Origin of the sequence: Streptococcus entericus DSM 14446 (genome assembly GCF_000380025.1) — a bacterium.
Taxonomy (GTDB): Bacteria; Bacillota; Bacilli; order Lactobacillales; family Streptococcaceae; genus Streptococcus; species Streptococcus entericus.
This window is the reverse complement of the sequence record NZ_KB904155.1, coordinates 279,349-296,849: the sequence shown is the minus strand read 5'-3', so window position 1 is coordinate 296,849 and position 17,501 is coordinate 279,349. Positions and strand designations below refer to the sequence as shown.

The window sequence follows — 17,501 nt, the reverse complement described above, 5'->3', positions numbered from 1 at the left end:
AAATCTGATGAAAAGTAAGGTTATCATTTTGGCTTGTGGCTTGATTTTGTTGACTGCCTGTGGGAAAAAGCAAGCGGAAACGATGTCAACAGCTAAATCGTCAGCCTCGTCAGCCACAGTGTCTAAAGTAGCAGACAGTCAAAAAGCTCAGGGCCAATCATCGTCTAACAGCTCTGCCATGTCCCAAGAGAGCCCAAAAAGTTCTCAAGAAAATACCCCTGTCTCTGAAGACAAGCCTGAGACTGAAACAGCTGCTTCTCAAGCAGCAAGCACTCCATCAACGGGTTCTTACCACAGTGTTCGTGGCAAATATGGCGATGTGATTATTGTCAATAAGAAACACCCTTTGGCAGCCGATTATAATCCTGGTGAAGATGGGGTAGCTGGGGCTGCCTTTAGGGAGCTTTTGGGCGCCATGCGAGCAGCAGGTTTTAGTGTGTCGGACAATTACAGCGGATTTAGAAGTTATGATTATCAAGCCAGTCTCTATCAGAGCTATGTTAATCAAGATGGACAAGCCGCTGCTGACCGTTATTCGGCCAGACCAGGCTACAGTGAACACCAGACAGGTTTGGCTTTTGATGTTTTAGATGCTTCAGGGCAGCTTCTGGAAGAGCCTGCTGCCAGTCAATGGTTGGCAAACAATGCTCACCACTATGGTTTTGTGGTGCGCTACTTGCCAGGCAAGGAGAATATCACGGGTTATATGGCTGAGAGCTGGCATGTTCGCTACATCGGTCAGGAAGCCACTGCGATTTACCAATCAGGCCTCACCCTAGAAGAGTATTACGGAGTTGAAGGCGGTGACTATTAAGTCATTGTTGCTGTCGACCACTTGGCAATCACCTCAACATAAAAAAATGTCAAAAAAGCTTGACAAACGAGAAAAAAAGGCATAGAATAATAAAAAATAAATCAAGGAGGAAAAAGGTATGCTAACCAACCGCACGATCACCGTCGCAGCAGCATTTTACTATGGCTACTTTAGATAGTGTTTGTGTTTATGCCAGGCATAGATGCAAACAGACCAAACAGTTGTTTGTATCTATGGGGTCATGGCTATTTGAGTTGTTTGTCCACATAGATGAAAAAATCTAAGTGGACAGGCCTACCTGTTTTGTATGTTTTATACAATCCTCGGTTAACCACTTAGAATTTTCTAAGTGGTTTTCTGTTGTGCTTTAATGAATAGAAAGAGGAAAATGATGTTTTTGAAGTCCTTAAAAATGCTCGTCGTTATGAGTTTTGGAGCGGTTGTCTTAGCTGCTTGTGGGAAAATGACAGATGATCAAGTGAAGCTGGGGATTATCCAGTATGCTGAACATCCTGCCCTCGATGCGGCGCGTGAAGGCTTTTTAGAAGCCCTACAAGAAGCTGGTTACACAGAAGGAGATAACCTCAAGGTAACCTTGCAAAATGCTCAGGCTGATCAGAGTAATCTCCAAACGATGGTTGAGAAACTGGCTGGGCAAAATGATCTCCATCTTGCCATTGCCACGCCTGCTGCTCAAAGTCTGTTGACTGTCGATGATAGCACACCTGCTCTATTTACCGCAGTCACTGACCCTGTAGCAGCTGGTTTGGTCAAGAGTTTGGAGCAACCTGGCGGCAATATGACGGGGTCGACAGATGCTCTAGATGTGGCTAAACAAGTTGAACTACTCACCAAACTGTTTCCAACAGCCAAAAAAATTGGCATCTTTTATAATTCCAGTGAGGTGAACTCAGAATCGCAGGCTAAGGTGGCAAAAAAAGCCTTAGAACAACAAGGTTTAGAAATTATTGAAAAAACCGTGACCAGCACCAATGATGTGCAACAGGTGATGAGTCAGCTGGCAACTCAAGTTGATGCCATCTACCTCCCAACAGATAATACAGTTGCTTCAACCATTGCTACGATAGGTGATGTCTTAAGAGAAGCAAAGGTTCCTGCTCTTGGTAGTGATGAAGCGGTGTTAGAAGGTGTTTTATTGACCTCAGGAGTTGATTTTAAAGCCGTTGGAAAACAAGCTGGAGAATTAGCGGTGCAGATTTTAAAAGGGGAAAAGCCCTCTGAGTTAAGCGTTAAAAGCCCAGATGCTACTAGTATTGCAGTTAATGAAGATATGGCAAAATTACTTGGGCTTAACCCAGAAACAATTAAACAGATAGGAAAAGAAAAATAATGAAAGATTTAGTTAAGTATTTGAGCGTTGGTTTGTTAGCAGTGACCCTGGCAGCTTGTCAGCAGACGGATAGTGGTTCCTCATCAGGAAAGACTGTTAAAGTCGGCATTCTCCAATATGTCGAGCATGAGTCTTTGACAGCAGCCCGTCAGGGATTTGAAACAGAATTAGAACAGCAGGGTTACACGATCGAGTGGGATTATCAAAATGCCCAAGGGGATCAATCACAACTTCAGACCATATCTGAGCGACTGGTTGCAGATAGTGATTTGGTACTTGGTATCGCAACTCCTGCGGCTCAGTCTTTGGCTCTAGCAAGCACAGAGACGCCGATTTTGTTTACAGCTGTGACGGATCCTGCATCGGCAGACTTAGTTGAGAGTTTGGAAAAACCTGGCGGTCTCTTGACTGGCACGAGTGACCAAGCACCGATTGGTAAGCAAGTTGAGCTCATCAAACAAGCTCTGCCATCTGCCAAAAAAGTCGGTATCCTCTATACCACCAATGAATCCAATTCGGAAGTTCAGGTCAAACAGGCAGAAGAAGCCCTTAAAGCAGCAGGTTACACCGTCGATAAAAAAGGCATTTCAAGCACCAATGATGTTCAAGATGCAGCGAGTAGCTTAATGTCAACAGTTGATGTGGTTTTTGTGCCGACAGATAACACCATTGCATCAACCATGGCGCTGTTGGGGCAATTATCCATTGAGAAGAAGGTACCGATTGTTGGGGGTTCTATTGATATGGTGAAAGTCGGTGGACTTCTCACCTACGGAACGGATTACCAAAAACTAGGTGCTCAAACCGCTCGTCAAGCGGTTAAAATCCTATCTGGGGAACAACCTGCTCGTCTGTCAGTTGAGTTACCTGAGCATTTAGAACTCTATGTCAATCAGGATATGGCAGACAAGCTGGACCTTGACCTTTCAGCTCTTACGACTAACTAAATCTTAGAAAGAAGGCTTTTTGATGTCACTTATCTTATCAACAATTTCACAGGGATTACTCTGGGCGGTTATGGTTATTGGTGTTTATCTGACCTTTCGCATCTTGGACATCGCGGATTTGACTGCTGAGGGAACTTACCCACTTGGCGGCGCAATTTGTGCCATTGCGATTGTCAATGGTGTCGACCCTATTCTGGCCACCTTGCTCGCTGCGGTTGGCGGTGCATTAGCTGGTGTGGTAGCAGGTTTATTACATACCAAGATGAAGCTACCTAGTCTTTTGACAGGGATTGTCGTCCTGACTGGTCTGTATTCGGTTAATCTCAAGGTTCTAGGCAAGGCTAATCTAGCTCTTCTTCAGCAGGAAACGTTGGTCAGTCGCCTGCGAGAATTTGGTCTAGACAAGACAGGAGCAGTGATGGTGATTGGCTTGATGACCCTAAGCATTATCCTAGCAGGTCTTATTGGTTTGCTTCATACAGAACTTGGTTTAGCCCTACGGTCGACAGGGGACAATATTCCCATGAGTGCGGCCAATGGCATCAATACGGATAATATGAAAATTATTGCTTATGCCCTGTCAAATGGCTTGATTGCCTTATGTGGTGCGCTGTTGGCACAGAATAATGGCTATGCAGACATCAATTCAGGTGTTGGGACGATTGTTATCGGTCTAGCCTCTATTATCATCGCAGAAGTGTTGATTCGTCATTTAACCTTGGGTTGGCGTCTGGTTTCTATCGTTGTTGGTGCGGTGATTTATCGTCTAATTTTGCTGGCTATTCTCTCTTTGCCAGGTGTTGATGCAGATATGGTCAAACTCTTTTCAGCGGGCTTACTAGCGGTGGTGCTCTATGTGCCAGAAGTCCAAGATAAGCTAAAACTGAGACAGCCTCGTGTAAGATAGGAGAATGAGATGACACAACTTGTAGAATTAAGAGCAATCCATAAAACCTTTGAAGCAGGAACAATCAATGAAAACCATGTCTTGAGAGGCCTTAATTTGATCGCAGAAGAGGGCGATTTTATCACCGTAATTGGAGGGAATGGGGCAGGCAAGTCGACCTTGATGAACTGTTTAGCAGGCACATTACCCATTGATCAGGGGGATATCCTACTTGGTGGTAAAAGCATTAAGGATTTGCCTGTCGCTAAGCGGGCAAAGATGATTAGTCGGGTCTTTCAAGACCCTAAGATGGGGACAGCTTCTCGTCTAACCATTGAGGAGAATATGGCTATCGCCTACAAACGCGGTCAAGCTAGAGGGCTGACTAAGGGAGTTAAACAGAGCCAGCGCGAGCTATTTCGCCAAGAATTAGCAGAGTTAGGTCTAGGGTTAGAAGATCGCCTCAAGGTCGACACGGCATTTCTATCAGGCGGTCAGCGGCAAGCGCTCACTCTGGTGATGGCTGCCTTGGTTAAACCACAGCTCCTTTTGCTGGATGAGCACACAGCTGCCCTTGATCCTAAGACCAGCGATATGGTGATGCAACTGACGGATAAGATTGTGACAGGCCACCGATTGACGACCCTGATGATTACCCATAACATGGAACACGCTATTCGCTATGGCAATCGCTTGATCATGCTTCATCAAGGGAATATTGTGGTGGATATTTCTGGTCAGGAAAAAGAGAAGCTGACAGTTTCAGATTTGCTGGAGCTTTTCCACAAAAATAGTGGTGAACGTTTGGCTAGCGATGAGCTCGTTTTAAGTTAAGCGGAAAAGTGTGAACAAGCGTGTTGGATTATCTTTTGAGCAGCCGTCTGGTGTTGGTCAAAGGGAGGTCATGCAAATCAAGCACAGCTTTAACCGCTAGTCTGTAAAGCTTTGATAGCGTATTTCCAACGGAGTGACTGCGCGTGAGTCACTCGTCAGATAGGATTAGGAGAGGCTGGGGAAATCCTAGTCTCTTCGTTTTATTCCAGTTAATTAATCAGGGAGCAGTGGCTGAGTACCTCTGATGTGCTGAGTTCGTTAACTTATTCAACTGTGTCGGTCTGGAATACACCTTATTGAATGAACGGTTGCTTTCCACTTTTTATTTTCGGCCATCAGAACTGAGCAAATGAATTGACTTAATCACTACATAGTGATAAAATAATACCCATCATATAACTAAGGAGTTTATGCATGAAACAGATCGAGTTAGGTATTTCAACATTTGGTGACACGTCTGAACTGGTTGGCACAGGAAAGCCCTTGGCTCATGACCAGCGCCTGCGTGATTTGGTTGAGGAGATTGAATTAGCGGATCAGGTTGGTCTTGATTTTTATGGCATTGGGGAGCATCATCGAGAAGATTTTGCGGTTTCTGCACCAGAGATTGTCCTTGCTGCTGGTGCGGTTAAGACCAAGCACATTCGCTTGAGTTCTGCGGTGACCGTTTTGTCCTCTATTGATCCAGTTCGCCTTTACCAGCAGTATGCCACCATTGATGCCTTGTCAAATGGCAGAGCAGAGATTATGGCTGGTCGAGGATCATTTACAGAAAGTTTTCCGCTATTTGGCTATGATTTGAAAGATTATGAAGAACTGTTCGATGAAAAATTGGAGATGCTTTTAGCGATTAAAGACTCTACCTATCTGAATTGGACAGGAAAGCATACCCAAACCGTTGATAACAAGCCAGTTTTACCTCGTGCTGTGCAAAAAGACTTTCCGATTTGGGTAGCGACTGGCGGTAATGCGGCTTCGACTGTCAAGATTGCAGAAAAAGGTTTACCGATTGCTTACGCCATTATCGGTGGCAATCCCAGAGCCTTCAAACAACTAACCAAAGCTTATCGAGAGATTGGTCAGCAAGCAGGGCATGATAGTGATCGGTTAAAAATTGCTGCCCATTCGTGGGGATGGTTGGCTGAAACAACAGAGCAAGCTGTCGAAGATTATTTCCTACCGACTAAAATTGCTTCCGATAATATTGGGCGGACACGCCCTTACTGGCGACCACTGACTCGTGAGTATTATGACAGTGCAGTTGGACCAGATGGCGCCATGTTTGTCGGTGATGCCGATACCGTGGCTGAAAAGATGATTCGCCTGATTGAGGATTTAGACCTAGATCGCTTTATGCTACACTTGCCGATTGGCTCTATGCCACATGCTGAGACCCTAAAGGCAATCAGGATTTATGGTGAACAGGTTGCACCAAAGGTACGTGCTTATTTTGCTGGGAAAGCGTAAATGAATCTGCCAGTACAAATGAGCATGGAGGAACTAATAGTCAACCCTTATCATTTAACGGCATCAGGATTTCAGCATCATTGACAGTCAATCGTTAAATTTTAGTCAATGCATAAAACACTTGTGACAACTGACGTGACGAGTGTTTTTTAGTTGCCACTCGTCATCACCTGATGCTTTTTTCTTTTACCTTTTAATGTGATATAATAGTCCTATGGAACAGAAAGAAAAAATTGCTCACACCCTGAGTGTGAGCCCAACACAAGTTGAAACAGTCCTTGCCTTGACGGCAGAGGGCAACACCATTCCTTTTATTGCTCGTTACCGCAAGGAAGCAACAGGTAACCTCGATGAAGTTGCCATCAAGGCTATTGTGGATTTAGACAAGAGTTTGACGGCATTGGCGGAACGCCAAGCAACTGTACTAGGTAAAATAGCTGAGCAAGGAAAATTAACAGAAGAGCTAAAAGCTGCCATCGAGCAGGCGACAAAGTTATCAGAAGTCGAGGAACTTTATGCTCCTTATAAAGAAAAGCGCCGTACCAAGGCAACACAAGCCAGGGAAGCAGGTCTATTCCCCTTGGCGCGTCTCATCTTGCAGAATGTTGATGATTTGAGTCAACAGGCGGCAACTTTTGTCAGCGAACAATACCCAACAGCTAAAGAAGCTATAGCAGGTGCTAGTGACATTTTAATTGAAGCGTTGGCTGATGATCACAAGGTTAGGTCATGGGTTTACAACGAGGTTTGGCGCTATGGACAATTAACCTCAGAGCTTAAAGACGAAAAAGCTGATGAGAAAAAAGTCTTTCAAATTTATTATGATTTTATAGAACCTGTCAATAAATTGCAGGGGTATCGGGTTCTAGCGCTCAATAGGGCTGACAAACTAGGAATCCTCAAACTCAGTTTTGTCCATAACGTGGACAAAATGACCCGATTTTTAGCAGCTCGCTTCAAAGAGAAGAACCAGTACATTGACCAGATTATCCAATCAGCCCTCAAGAAAAAAATTCTACCTGCTATTGAACGACGCATCTGGTCAGAACTCCTCGAAATGGCAGAAGATGGGGCTATCCAGCTCTTTTCAACCAATCTCCGTCAGTTGCTTTTAATTCCTCCTCTCAAAGGGAAAATGGTTTTGGGCTTTGACCCTGCTTTTCGGACAGGGGCAAAATTAGCAGTAGTGGACCAGACAGGTAAGCTCCTACAGACTCAGGTGATTTATCCAGTTAAGCCTGCTAGCAAAGCACAGATTGAAGGGGCAAAAGCTGATTTGAGGCAGCTTATCGAGGCGTTTGCGATAGAGATTATCGCGATTGGAAATGGCACAGCTAGTCGAGAAAGTGAAGCTTTTGTGGCTGAAGTGCTGACAGATTATCCTGAGGTTTCCTATGTCATCGTCAACGAGAGCGGTGCCTCTGTCTACTCTGCTTCTGAACAAGCGCGAGCAGAGTTTCCAGACTTGACTGTGGAGAAGCGCTCGGCTATTTCCATCGCCAGACGGCTCCAAGACCCGTTGGCCGAGCTAGTTAAAATCGACCCTAAATCCATCGGCGTCGGCCAGTACCAGCATGATGTCAGCCAGAAGAAATTAGCAGACCATCTGGATTTTGTGGTCGAGACGGTGGTTAACCAAGTCGGTGTTAATGTCAACACGGCAAGCAGTGCCTTGTTATCGCATGTCTCTGGTCTGAGCAAGACGATTTCAGATAACATTGTTGCTTACCGTGAAGAAAACGGGCTCATCAGGAGCCGGACTGAGTTGAAGAAAGTGCCCCGTTTGGGTGCAAAAGCCTTTGAACAGGCCGCTGGCTTTTTGCGTATTCCAGAGAGTAATAATATTTTGGATAATACTGGCGTTCACCCAGAAAGCTACCCTGCTGTGAAAGCCTTGCTTGATAAGCTAGGGATTTCCCAGCTGGATGAGCTTGCTCAAGAGAAACTCAAGCGTTTACCGATTGCAGAGACTGCCCATGAATTGGGCATCGGTGAAGCGACGCTAACGGACATTATCGCTGATCTGCTCAAGCCAGGTCGCGATTTACGCGAGGAATTTGCAGCACCAATTCTCCGTCAAGATGTCTTAGAACTCTCTGACTTGACTATTGGACAAGAGCTTGAAGGCACGGTTCGAAATGTGGTCGACTTTGGTGCGTTTGTTGATATTGGTCTTCATGAGGATGGACTCATTCATATTTCACAAATGAGCCGTCAGTTTATCAAGCATCCGAGTGAGGAGGTCTCGGTGGGAGACATTGTGACGGTATGGGTTTCTAAGATTGATCAGGATCGTCAAAAGGTTAATCTGTCCTTGGTGCCACTCGATGAACTTAGATGATTATGTTCGGCAAGTGTCGCTAGAAGACTTCGGTCTTCCTTTTCGCCACAAGGCTGTGTGGAATAACCGATTGAGGAGCACAGGTGGTCGCTTCTTTCCAAATGATGGGCATTTGGACTTCAATCCCAAGGTTCTAAAAGAGCATGGCGAAGCTGTTTTTCGGAAAATCGTCAGGCACGAGCTCTGCCATTATCACCTTTATAACGCAAAGAAGGGCTATCGGCATAGAGATAAAGATTTTAAGGACTTGCTCAAGCAGGTAGACGGGCTAAGATTTGTTCCATCAAGCAGGCAAGCAACTTATCATTATAGTTGCCGAGCTTGCGGGACGATTTACTCAAGGCAGCGACGAATCAATCTAGCCAAGTACCGTTGTGGCAAATGTTTAGGTCAGCTAGACTTGAATTTGTAAAATCAGTCTTATGACCGATGTTTTTTCGACAAACCTCGGTTATACTAGACTTATCATCACATGAGGAGGTCAGTCATGACAACAGAATTTTATAAACTTCGTCGGCAAAAAGCCGTTTCGGGAGTCCTAGCCGGTCTGTCTGATCGTTTTGGTTGGGATTTGTCCTTGGTACGTGTGCTGTTTATGTTAGCTATTTTCTTTACGCATATACCGGGAATTCTGATTTATCTCATCCTAGCATTTGTTCTGCCATATAAAGAAGACTTGCTTGAAGAGCAGTATGGCACAGGTCCTCGCAAAGTCAAACAAGCCAAGCCTGTCAAAGATGACAACGACGGCTGGTTTTGGTAAAATTTTTGGCTAATGCTAATCAGGCTAATAACAGGATAGCCGATATCAAGAAACCACCGATTAGTTAAAATGACTAATTGGTGGTTTTGTTGCTTTTTCAGAATACCATCATCGCAAAAATCAACTCAGCTGTCGAGTTGTCAAAGCAAGCCAAGCCATGAATGAAGAATATTACTTTGACAACAATATCTCGCCTTACAGCATCTTCACTGTGAATATTTTATCCGACTATTAAACAAAAACCCCTCGCTTGGAAATCCAAAAGCGAGGGATGAACTTGCTGTGGTGCCTGAACTGTTATTCACCCTACAAGTTCTTCATTGTAGGGAATAAGAGCACATCACGGATAGTTGTCGTGTCTGTCAAGAGCATGCAGAGGCGGTCGATGCCGATACCGAGTCCACCTGTTGGTGGCATACCGTATTCCAGAGCCTCAACGTAGTCGTAGTCAATGCCTGTTGCCTCATCATCACCTAGATCCTTAGCTGCTGCCTGCGCTTTGAAGCGCTCCAGCTGGTCAATCGGGTCATTGAGCTCGGTAAAGGCGTTGCCGTATTCCTTGGTCATGATAAAGAGCTCAAAGCGGTCAGTGAAACGAGGATCCTCGTCATTTTTCTTGGCCAATGGTGATACAGCGACGGGGTGACCGTAAACAAAGGTTGGCTGGATTAGGGTATCTTCGACAAATTCTTCAAAGAAGGCGTTGATGATATGCCCAACCTCCGTGTAGTGTTTCTCAACTGGGACGTGTTTTTCCTTAGCAATAGCTGTTGCCTCTTCCAAGGTCATGTCCTGCCAGAAGTCCACGCCTGTTTGCTCCTTGATGGCATCCACCATGTGTACTCGTTTGAAGGGTTCGTGGAGCTTGATTTCCGTCCCCTGATAGATGACAGGCGCATCACCTTTGACACTCTTCGCCACATGTTGGATAATGCCCTCGGTCAGGTTCATGATGTCCTCATAGTCTGCGTAGGCTTCATAGACTTCAATCGAGGTAAACTCAGGGTTGTGGGTCGCATCCATGCCCTCGTTACGGAAAATCCGACCGATTTCATAGACCTTCTCCATACCGCCGACAATCAAGCGTTTGAGGTGGAGCTCAGTCGCAATTCGGAGTACCATGTCGATGCCTTGGGCGTTATGGTGAGTGATAAATGGCCGAGCAGCCGCCCCACCTGCCTCATTGTGGAGGACAGGGGTTTCCACTTCGAGAAAGCCCAGACCGTCCAGATAACGGCGGATTTCAGAAATGACTTTTGAGCGGGTGATGAAGCGGTCAAAGCTCTCACGATTAGAAATCAAGTCCAGATGGCGTTTACGGTAGATCGTTTCAATATCGGTCAAGCCGTGGAATTTCTCAGGCAGAGGACGCAGGGCTTTAGACAGGTGGGTTAGTTTGGTCGCATGGAGCGACAGCTCACCAACGTTGGTTTTGAAGACAGTTCCTTCAATGCCAAGGAAGTCGCCCAAGTCAGCTTTTTTGAAAATCTCATAGGCCTCTTCGCCGACATCGTCCTTACGGACATAAATCTGAATTTGTCCCTCGCGGTCTTGGAGATGGGCAAAACCAGCCTTACCTTTACCGCGCTTGGTCATGAGACGGCCAGCGATCACCGCTGTTGCACCGAGTTCCTCTAATTCTTCCTTGCTCTTCTCGTCAAACTCAGCCTTCAACTCTGCGGAATTAGCCGTGCGTTCAAAGCGTTTCCCAAATGGATCAATTCCTGCCTCAATCAAGGCCTGCAATTTCTCACGACGAACCAACTGCTGGTCGTTTAATTCTTCCAAATGTGACATAGTGTCCTCCAAAAATTGTCTTTACCTTTAATTTTAACACAAATTTAGCCGGATAGCACGATTTTTGATGAAAAATAGTAGAGCTGATGCAACTCGATATCTCCTGAGCAATATGTTGTGTCATGTGTAAGCAGAAGTCTTGACAAATGATGTCAGATGGTCTATACTTGTAGTAAGCATTCGTTGATTTAGCTCTTCCCTGTTATGAGTTAAGTTAATGAAGCACCGCCAGTCACGCTGTCTGCTGAGTTATTCCGGACGGTGTGACTATTTTTGTATTGTGAAGGAGACATGATGACCTATCGTAATCATATTGTGCTTTATCAGCCCCAGATTCCACAAAATACAGGCAACATCGCCAGAACCTGTGCTGCAACTAATTCTCCCCTGCACATCATCAAGCCCATGGGGTTTCCTATTGATGATAAAAAGATGAAGCGAGCTGGTCTAGATTATTGGGATAAGCTAGAGGTGCATTATTACGATAGTTTAGAAGAGTTTCTAGATGCTTGTCAAGGCAGCCTGTACTTAATTAGTAAATTTGCTCAAAAAACCTATGACCAAGCTGATTTTGCCTTATCAGGTGATCACTACCTTATGTTTGGAAGAGAAGATACGGGTCTGCCAGAGGCATTTATGCGACAACATGAGGACAAGGCACTTCGCATTCCGATGAATGATGATCATGTTCGAAGCCTCAATGTGTCTAATACTGTGTGCTTGCTAGTCTATGAGGCACTTAGACAACAACAGTTTACTGGACTGGACTTGGTTCATACTTACGAGCAGGATAAGCTAAAATAGAAAAGTATTTAACCAAATCTTAGGTGTGAAAGCAGGTATATAGGGATTTAAGTGTTCAAAATTTGGTATAGACCATTTACAAATCTAAAAAAGAGGAGTATAATAGAAATATCAAGTACATGGAGGCGATTTCAATGACTTACTACATAAAAGCAGATTCCTTCTTTTACCCTTACGAAGAGCGGCGTGGAGGCTATCTCGCAGTAACAGACGGCGTGTTTGGAGACTGGACAGCTCAAGTACCTGCTGATGCTGAAATTTTAGATTATACAGGCTATAGCATTGCACCTGGTCTGGTGGATACCCACATCCATGGCTTTGGTGGTGCAGATGTGATGGACAACAGTGTCGAAGCCATCGAGACGATTTCAGCAGGTTTGCCATCAACTGGGGTGACTAGCTATTTGCCAACAACTTTGACGTCAACCTTTGAGATTCTCAATGAGGTTTGTGACAAGGTTGCTCAAGCCAAACATGCTAAAGGAGCTAAGATTCAAGGGCTTTATTTTGAAGGACCTTACTTTACCGAGGAGTTCAAGGGGGCTCAGAACCCAGCTTACATGGGCGACCCATCTATCGAACAGTTTGAAACGTGGCAGGCTTCTGCCCAAGGGTTGATTTCTAAAATCGCCCTTGCACCTGAGCGCAACGGTGTTGCAGACTTTGTCCGCCACGTGACGGATCAAGGTGTCGTTGTTGCTCTAGGGCATTCTAATGCGACCTTTGCTCAAGCTCAGGAAGCGGTCTACGCTGGTGCTAGTGTCTGGGTGCATGCCTATAATGGCATGCGCGGTCTCAACCACCGTGAGCCAGGTATGGTTGGTGCAGTTTACGATATTCCAAACACCTATGCGGAGTTGATTTGTGATGGGCACCACGTCAATCCAAAAGCTTGCGAAATTCTTATTAAACAAAAAAGCCATGACCATGTGGCGCTAATCACAGACTGTATGAGAGCTGGCGGTATGCCAGAGGGTGATTACATGCTAGGTGATTTCCCTGTTATCGTGGAAAATGGCACAGCACGACTCAAGGATAACACAGCTAGTTTAGCAGGTTCTATCCTCAAACTTTACCAAGGGCTCAAAAATGTGGCTGATTGGGGCATTGCCAGCCGTGTCGAAGCCGTTCGTATGGCCAGTCTCATCCCAGCCATTTCCTGCAAGATTGATGACAAATGTGGTCAGATTAAGAGCGGTCGCGATGCTGATTTCATTGTTTTGACCAAGGACCTTGATCTGGTTGCCACATATATTGACGGTCAAAAAGTTTATCAGGCATAATTTGCTAACCTGTTTATCAGGCTGAATCTGTCTTAATCCATTTGGAGAAGTTAAGAAGTCTTTTGATTGAAGGAAAAATTAACCTTAGATTCATGGTGTAACTGTTCTGTCATTGAAAGAGTGTATGTAAGAAGGCAGAAAACAATCGTTACTGGACAAGATTGAGATTTTTTGATAGACTAATTACTGGAAAGAGAACCATCATAGGGTTTCTGAAGCGAGCTTGGGGGGGTGAGAGCCAAGTGAAACAGGTGTTGGGTCGGCACTTTCTGTTCACAATTTGATAACCAATCAAGTCATAAATTAGGGTGGAACCGCGTCTCGCACGCCCCTATGCGTTAAGCTAGGAGTGTGTGGGATGGGGTTCTTTGCTTTAGAGAGGAGAGCGATGGATTATCTCTATCTTGTTGATAGCTAGGAACAGTTGGCATCTTATCAAGCCTTTGTGGCTAAGTATGATAAGACCATAGTCGACTACATTCAGTTTCTATCCGAGGCCTATGCGGTCAGAGATCTGCCGCAAGCAGTTCTTTGGGCGACTGCTCATGCGGCTAGCCATATTATCAGAGATTGCCTCATCCCAGCCTATACCAATGCTGTTCGTCTCGTACTGACGCCAGATAGTCGAGTATGGAGGGATTTATATCTGAAACAGCTGGACTGCTATGAGCCGTCGGAGCCCCTCTGCTAGCTCTAATTACTAAACATTATCGGTTGAGTGATGAGAGTATCGCAAGTCCTAAACATTATTTTTAAGGAGAATATTATGTCTAAAAAATTGACTTTCCAGGAGATTATCCTGACCTTACAACAATTTTGGAATGAGCAGGGGTGTATGCTCATGCAGGCCTACGATACGGAAAAAGGGGCGGGGACCATGTCGCCATATACCTTCTTGCGTGCCATCGGTCCTGAGCCGTGGAATGCGGCTTATGTAGAGCCGTCTCGCCGTCCAGCAGATGGTCGCTATGGGGAAAACCCCAACCGTCTTTACCAGCACCACCAGTTTCAGGTGGTCATGAAACCATCGCCGAGCAATATCCAAGAGCTTTATTTGCAATCCTTGGAAAAATTAGGCATCAATCCTTTGGAGCATGACATTCGCTTTGTGGAGGACAACTGGGAAAATCCATCAACGGGTTCTGCGGGTCTGGGCTGGGAAGTCTGGCTTGATGGTATGGAAATCACCCAATTCACCTACTTCCAGCAGGTGGGGGGGCTTGAGACAGGTCCTGTCACTGCTGAAGTTACTTACGGCTTGGAGCGCTTGGCGTCCTATATCCAAGAAGTTGAGTCGGTCTATGATATCGAGTGGGCACGTGGGGTCAAGTACGGCGAAATCTTCACCCAGCCAGAGTACGAGCATTCCAAATACAGTTTTGAAGTCAGTGACCAAGACTTGTTGCTCAGCAATTTTGACAAATTTGAAGCCGAAGCGAAACGTTGCCTAGATGAGCATCTGGTGCACCCGGCCTTTGACTATGTACTCAAGTGCTCGCATACCTTCAACCTTTTAGATGCGCGTGGGGCAGTATCGGTGACGGAGCGGGCAGGCTACATCGCTCGTATCCGAAACTTGGCGCGTGTGGTCGCCAAAACCTTTGTCGCAGAACGCAAACGCTTGGGCTATCCGCTTTTAGATGAGGCAACTCGTGCCAAACTCTTGGCGGACGAGGAATAGAGCGAGCGCTAGCGAGCATCCTGGGATAGATTCGCCGTGGTGACAGGACAGAGAGTGGGACAGAAATCGTTGATTCGTCAGAATTCGATTTCGTTGTCCCACCTCCGCACAGTTGAGTATGGCTATAAAAGCTGATGAAATCAGCGTATTAGAGCCCACTCAGCCACTGCGTCTTGCTTATTTGATGATAATAAGGTGGAGAGAGCGAGACTTTGTACCACTCTCTGTCCGAGGGGATTTTGGAGACCTTAGGCTCCAAAATTAGCCACAAAACCAACGGTTTACCGGCGTCCCCCACCACTTCAGAATCTATCCCAAAAGACATTTCAAAAAGAATTTTTGAGGTAAAACATGACAAAAACTGTATTGATTGAACTGGGCTTGGAGGAAATCCCTGCCTACATCGTAACGCCTGCCATGAACCAGCTACGTGATAAGGTAGCTCATTTCTTGACGGAGAATCGGTTGGCTTTTGAGACCATCGAAGGTTTTTCAACGCCTCGTCGTTTGGCGGTTCGAATCCGTGGCTTGGCAGACCAGCAGACTGACCTGACTGAAGACTTCAAAGGACCTGCTAAGAAAATCGCCTTGGATGCGGATGGCAACTTTACCAAGGCTGCCGAAGGCTTTGTCCGTGGCAAGGGCTTGACTACAGCTGACATTCGCTTTGAGGAGATGAAGGGTGAGGAGTATGTCTACGTGACCAAAAATGAAGCGGGTCAACCTGCTGAAACGGTCTTGGCAGGTATTCCAGAGGTACTCAAATCCTTAACCTTCCCTGTCAGCATGGCTTGGGGCTCAAACACTTTCAAATACATCCGCCCTGTCCACACCTTGACGGTCTTGGTGGATGATGTGGCCTTGGACATGGATTTCCTTGACATCACATCTGGTCGCATCAGTCGTGGACACCGCTTTTTGGGGAAAGAGACAGAGATTATGACTGCTGACAGTTACGAAGCCGACCTGCGGGAGCAGTTTGTCATCGCAGACCCAGCGGAACGTCAAAGCATGATTGTCAGTCAAATCAGAGCTATCGAGGCAGCACAAGGGGTGGTTGTGGATATTGATGAGGAGCTCTTGAGCGAGGTGCTCAACCTCGTCGAGTACCCGACTGCCTTTATGGGGAGCTTTGATGCCAAGTATCTGGACGTGCCAGAAGAAGTTTTGGTGACCTCCATGAAGAACCACCAGCGCTACTTTGTCGTGCGGGATAAGAGCGGCAAGCTCCTTCCGAATTTCATCTCTGTCCGCAACGGCAACGACCAGCACCTTGAAAATGTCATCAAGGGCAACGAAAAAGTCCTCGTGGCACGCTTGGAAGACGGCGAATTTTTCTGGAAAGAGGACCAGAAATTGGCGATTGCGGACTTGGTGGCCAAGCTTGCTAATGTCACCTTCCATGAAAAAATCGGCAGTCTTTCCGAGCACATGGCACGGACTAGGACTATTGCACATTATTTGGCGGCAATGGCAGAGCTGTCTGACGAGGAGCGGGCAGACCTTGACCGTGCAGCCAGCATCTACAAGTTCGACCTCTTGACCGGCATGGTTGGTGAATTTGACGAGCTCCAAGGCATCATGGGGGAGAAATACGCTCTCTTGGCTGGCGAGACCGCTGGTGTGGCAGTAGCTATCCGTGAGCATTACCTGCCAAATTCTGCCGAAGGTGAGCTGCCTGAGACAAAAGTCGGTGCGGTCTTGGCGCTTTCTGACAAGCTGGATACACTCCTGTCCTTCTTCTCAGTGGGCTTGATTCCGTCTGGGTCAAACGACCCGTATGCCCTGCGTCGGGCGACCGCTGGTATCGTGCGGATTTTGGATAAGTTTGGTTGGACCGTTCCTTTGGACAAGCTGGTAGCAGAGCTGTATGCTCTCAACTTTGATAGTCTGACCTATGCCAACCAAGCGGATGTCATGAGCTTTATTGCTGCCCGTATCGAGAAGATGATGGACAGCAGCATTCCTAAAGACATCCGTGAAGCAGTTCTCTCTAGCTCTACCTTTGTGGTCAAGGATCTTCTGGCTGCCAGCTCAGCTATTTTCCAAGCCTCTAAGACGGACGGCTACAAGTCAGCCGTGGAAAGCTTGGCTCGGGTCTTTAACTTGGCGGAGAAAGCAGAAGCAGGTGTCAACCTGTCAGCCGATCTCTTTGAAAACGAGGCGGAAAAAGCTTTAGCAGCGGCTGTCGAGGGCTTGAGTTTGAGTGAGGACATGGCTGATAACCTAGCCAAGCTCTTTGCTCTTAGCCCAGTCATTGACGCTTTCTTTGACAACACTATGGTCATGGCGGACGACATGGCGGTTCGCAACAATCGCTTGGCCCTGCTCAATGCTTTGGCGGAGAAGGCAGGTCAAGTGGCGGTATTTAATCAGCTCAATACCAAGTAAAAGGCGAGCGAAGCGAGCACAGAAACCGATTATCGCCACTGTGGTGAAAATCAGATGTCTGATTGTCAGACATCTGACAGGCAAATCTGGAGATTTTCGGTTCCAGATTTAGCAATGGAACCGTCGCGACGCTTGATTGGTC

15 protein-coding genes are annotated in these 17,501 nt (G+C 46.3%); 14 read left to right on the top strand and 1 reads right to left on the bottom strand.

Annotated features, from left to right (window positions below; genetic code table 11):
- The first annotated feature begins 7 nt into the window (after window positions 1-7).
- The 9 genes from ldcB to A3GW_RS0101390 all read left to right on the top strand — a co-directional run bounded on the left by ldcB (window position 8) and on the right by A3GW_RS0101390 (window position 9,403).
- Window positions 8-814, top strand: coding sequence for an LD-carboxypeptidase LdcB/DacB (gene ldcB, locus A3GW_RS0101430; RefSeq protein ID WP_018367541.1), 807 nt, complete (start codon window positions 8-10; stop codon window positions 812-814).
- A 391-nt stretch (window positions 815-1,205) separates the two neighbouring features.
- Complete coding sequence (locus A3GW_RS0101425; protein WP_018367540.1) at window positions 1,206-2,165, top strand: ABC transporter substrate-binding protein; 960 nt, start codon at window positions 1,206-1,208, stop codon at window positions 2,163-2,165.
- The gene (locus A3GW_RS0101420) at window positions 2,165-3,112 is read left to right on the top strand and encodes an ABC transporter substrate-binding protein (protein WP_018367539.1); all 948 of its coding nucleotides are present in this window, start codon (window positions 2,165-2,167) and stop codon (window positions 3,110-3,112) included. The genes A3GW_RS0101425 and A3GW_RS0101420 overlap by 1 nt, the downstream gene beginning before the upstream one ends.
- Window positions 3,113-3,134: 22 nt before the next feature.
- Window positions 3,135-4,019 carry an ABC transporter permease gene (locus A3GW_RS0101415; RefSeq protein WP_018367538.1) on the top strand — a complete coding sequence of 295 codons (885 nt, stop codon included), beginning with the start codon at window positions 3,135-3,137 and terminating at the stop codon, window positions 4,017-4,019.
- A 9-nt stretch (window positions 4,020-4,028) separates the two neighbouring features.
- Window positions 4,029-4,832 carry an ABC transporter ATP-binding protein gene (locus A3GW_RS0101410; RefSeq protein ID WP_018367537.1) on the top strand — a complete coding sequence of 268 codons (804 nt, stop codon included), beginning with the start codon at window positions 4,029-4,031 and terminating at the stop codon, window positions 4,830-4,832.
- A 414-nt stretch (window positions 4,833-5,246) separates the two neighbouring features.
- On the top strand, window positions 5,247-6,299 hold the full coding sequence (locus tag A3GW_RS0101405) for an LLM class flavin-dependent oxidoreductase (protein WP_018367536.1): 1,053 nt from the start codon (window positions 5,247-5,249) through the stop codon (window positions 6,297-6,299).
- A gap of 214 nt (window positions 6,300-6,513) precedes the next feature.
- Entirely contained in the window at window positions 6,514-8,640 is a 2,127-nt protein-coding gene (locus A3GW_RS0101400) for a Tex family protein (RefSeq protein WP_018367535.1), read from the top strand.
- Window positions 8,627-9,052, top strand: coding sequence for a SprT family protein (locus tag A3GW_RS0101395; protein WP_018367534.1), 426 nt, complete (start codon window positions 8,627-8,629; stop codon window positions 9,050-9,052). Before A3GW_RS0101400 ends, A3GW_RS0101395 begins: the two co-directional genes overlap by 14 nt.
- A 75-nt stretch (window positions 9,053-9,127) precedes the next feature.
- Entirely contained in the window at window positions 9,128-9,403 is a 276-nt protein-coding gene (locus A3GW_RS0101390) for a PspC domain-containing protein (RefSeq protein ID WP_018367533.1), read from the top strand.
- 306 nt (window positions 9,404-9,709) lie between these two features.
- Here the strand turns inward: A3GW_RS0101390 and lysS are convergent, their stop codons facing one another.
- On the bottom strand, window positions 9,710-11,200 hold the full coding sequence (lysS, locus tag A3GW_RS0101385; RefSeq protein ID WP_018367532.1) for a lysine--tRNA ligase: 1,491 nt from the start codon (window positions 11,198-11,200) through the stop codon (window positions 9,710-9,712).
- A 294-nt stretch (window positions 11,201-11,494) separates the two neighbouring features.
- Here lysS and trmL point away from each other — a divergent pair, with 294 nt between their 5' ends.
- The 5 genes from trmL (at window position 11,495) to glyS (ending at window position 17,359) form a co-directional block, all read left to right on the top strand.
- A complete protein-coding gene (trmL, locus tag A3GW_RS0101380) occupies window positions 11,495-12,004 on the top strand; it encodes a tRNA (uridine(34)/cytosine(34)/5-carboxymethylaminomethyluridine(34)-2'-O)-methyltransferase TrmL (protein ID WP_018367531.1) in 510 nt (169 codons plus the stop codon).
- A gap of 134 nt (window positions 12,005-12,138) precedes the next feature.
- A complete protein-coding gene (nagA, locus tag A3GW_RS0101375) occupies window positions 12,139-13,287 on the top strand; it encodes an N-acetylglucosamine-6-phosphate deacetylase (RefSeq protein WP_026216537.1) in 1,149 nt (382 codons plus the stop codon).
- A gap of 424 nt (window positions 13,288-13,711) precedes the next feature.
- Window positions 13,712-13,978: a hypothetical protein gene (locus tag A3GW_RS0101370; RefSeq protein ID WP_018367529.1), complete on the top strand. Its 267-nt coding sequence runs from the start codon at window positions 13,712-13,714 to the stop codon at window positions 13,976-13,978.
- Window positions 13,979-14,053: 75 nt separating this feature from the next.
- Window positions 14,054-14,968, top strand: coding sequence for a glycine--tRNA ligase subunit alpha (gene glyQ / locus A3GW_RS0101365; protein WP_018367528.1), 915 nt, complete (start codon window positions 14,054-14,056; stop codon window positions 14,966-14,968).
- Between the two features lie 351 nt (window positions 14,969-15,319).
- Window positions 15,320-17,359 (top strand): glycine--tRNA ligase subunit beta, encoded by a 2,040-nt coding sequence (gene glyS, locus A3GW_RS0101360; RefSeq protein ID WP_018367527.1) that lies wholly within the window; start codon window positions 15,320-15,322, stop codon window positions 17,357-17,359.
- Window positions 17,360-17,501: the final 142 nt, after the last annotated feature.

Bases quoted from the DNA above. Each gene is read 5' to 3' on its own strand.
- lysS (WP_018367532.1), bottom strand. From the start codon at position 11,200: ATGTCACATTTGGAAGAATTAAACGACCAGCAGTTGGTTCGTCGTGAG.
- glyS (WP_018367527.1), top strand. From the start codon at position 15,320: ATGACAAAAACTGTATTGATTGAACTGGGCTTGGAGGAAATCCCTGCC.
- ldcB (WP_018367541.1), top strand. From the start codon at position 8: ATGAAAAGTAAGGTTATCATTTTGGCTTGTGGCTTGATTTTGTTGACT.
- A3GW_RS0101400 (WP_018367535.1), top strand. From the start codon at position 6,514: ATGGAACAGAAAGAAAAAATTGCTCACACCCTGAGTGTGAGCCCAACA.
- A3GW_RS0101395 (WP_018367534.1), top strand. From the start codon at position 8,627: ATGAACTTAGATGATTATGTTCGGCAAGTGTCGCTAGAAGACTTCGGT.
- A3GW_RS0101415 (WP_018367538.1), top strand. From the start codon at position 3,135: ATGTCACTTATCTTATCAACAATTTCACAGGGATTACTCTGGGCGGTT.
- A3GW_RS0101425 (WP_018367540.1), top strand. From the start codon at position 1,206: ATGTTTTTGAAGTCCTTAAAAATGCTCGTCGTTATGAGTTTTGGAGCG.
- trmL (WP_018367531.1), top strand. From the start codon at position 11,495: ATGACCTATCGTAATCATATTGTGCTTTATCAGCCCCAGATTCCACAA.
- glyQ (WP_018367528.1), top strand. From the start codon at position 14,054: ATGTCTAAAAAATTGACTTTCCAGGAGATTATCCTGACCTTACAACAA.
- A3GW_RS0101420 (WP_018367539.1), top strand. From the start codon at position 2,165: ATGAAAGATTTAGTTAAGTATTTGAGCGTTGGTTTGTTAGCAGTGACC.
- A3GW_RS0101410 (WP_018367537.1), top strand. From the start codon at position 4,029: ATGACACAACTTGTAGAATTAAGAGCAATCCATAAAACCTTTGAAGCA.
- nagA (WP_026216537.1), top strand. From the start codon at position 12,139: ATGACTTACTACATAAAAGCAGATTCCTTCTTTTACCCTTACGAAGAG.
- A3GW_RS0101390 (WP_018367533.1), top strand. From the start codon at position 9,128: ATGACAACAGAATTTTATAAACTTCGTCGGCAAAAAGCCGTTTCGGGA.
- A3GW_RS0101405 (WP_018367536.1), top strand. From the start codon at position 5,247: ATGAAACAGATCGAGTTAGGTATTTCAACATTTGGTGACACGTCTGAA.